Consider the following 1,372-nt stretch of genomic DNA (forward strand, 5'->3'; position numbering starts at 1 on the left):
CTGCTGGCGATCGTGGGCCTGGTGACCCGGCCGGAGAACTTCGCCACGTCCTCCAATTTGGTGAGCATCCTGGCGTTGGCCTCGACCATCGGGGTGATCACGGTCGGCATGACCTTCGTGATCATCGGTGGTGGCATCGACCTGTCGGTCGGGGCGTTGATGGCGTTGGCGTCGGTGTGGGCGACCACGCTGGCCACCCAGTCCTACGGGCCGGTCGTGATGATCGTTTGCGCGGTGCTGGTGGGCACCGGCGCGGGGTTGTTGAACGGGATCCTGATCTCCTACGGGCGGATGGTGCCGTTCATCGCGACGCTGGCGATGATGGTGGCGGGGCGTGGTCTGGCGCAGCGGATGTCCAACCAGCGCACGCAGTTGGTGCAGCCGGAGAACTCGCTGATCGTCGACCTGTCCACCACGCGGGTGCTCGGGCTGCCGCTGCTGGTGTACGTGTTCGCGCTGGTGGTGCTGGTCGGCTGGGTGGTGCTCAACCGTACGACGTTCGGCCGGCGCACCTATGCGGTGGGCGGCAATCCCGAGGCGGCCCGTCTGGCCGGTATCGATGTGCGCAAGCACACGCTGATGCTGTATGCGCTGTCGGGTCTGTGCTGCGGGATCGCCGCGGTGCTGATCATGGCGCGGACCACCACCGGGTCGTCCACCCATGGCGACCTCTATGAACTGGACGCGATCGCCGCCGTCATCATCGGCGGGACGCTGCTCAGCGGTGGCCGGGGCACGATCATCGGTTCGATCCTCGGTCTGCTGATCTTCACTGTGATCACCAACCTGTTCATCCTCAACGGCCTCAACACCGCCGACCAGCTCGTCGCCAAGGGCGCGATCATCGTCGTCGCCGTGCTGCTGCAGCGGCGCAGCCTCAAATCGCATACCTGACCCCCGGCCCCTCACTTCCTCTTTCCGACCTCCCAGGTCCGCCGCTGTACGGCCGCGGTCCCGGCCTCCTACGCCCTTTTTCTTCGCCTTTCTTCGCTTTTCCACCCCCACTGCAAGGGAGAACGACATGACCCAGAACCCCGGCCGCCGGGGCTTCCTCCTCGGCGGAGCCGTCCTCGGCGCGGGCGCCCTCATCACGGCCTGCACCAGCAACGAGCCCGCCGCGCAGGCGAGCGCGCCGGCCGCCGCCCCCGCGGCCGCGGCCACGGGCGGCAACGACGCCCCCGGCGAGAAGGTCGTCATCGGCTTCTCGGCCCCGGCGGCCGACCACGGCTGGATCGCCGCCATCGCCAAGAACGCGGCGGACGCGGCCAAGCAGTTCTCCGATGTGGAGTTCAAGGCGGTCGAGCCGACCAACGACATCAACCAGCAGATCTCGGCGGTGGAGTCGCTGATCCAGGCCAAGGTCAACGCGCTG

At 67.9% G+C, this 1,372-nt stretch carries 1 protein-coding gene and 1 pseudogene; both read left to right on the forward strand.

What is annotated here, in order from left to right; genetic code table 11:
• Nucleotides 1–60 precede the first annotated feature (60 nt).
• On the forward strand, nt 61–894 hold the full coding sequence (locus IL992_RS45510; RefSeq protein WP_319019266.1) for an ABC transporter permease: 834 nt from the start codon (nt 61–63) through the stop codon (nt 892–894).
• 127 nt (nt 895–1,021) lie between these two features.
• Nucleotides 1,022–1,372 (forward strand): annotated as a pseudogene (locus IL992_RS45515) (sugar ABC transporter substrate-binding protein); the annotation flags it as partial.

This window comes from Microbispora sitophila, from assembly GCF_014892245.1.
Taxonomy (GTDB): domain Bacteria; phylum Actinomycetota; class Actinomycetes; order Streptosporangiales; family Streptosporangiaceae; genus Microbispora; species Microbispora siamensis.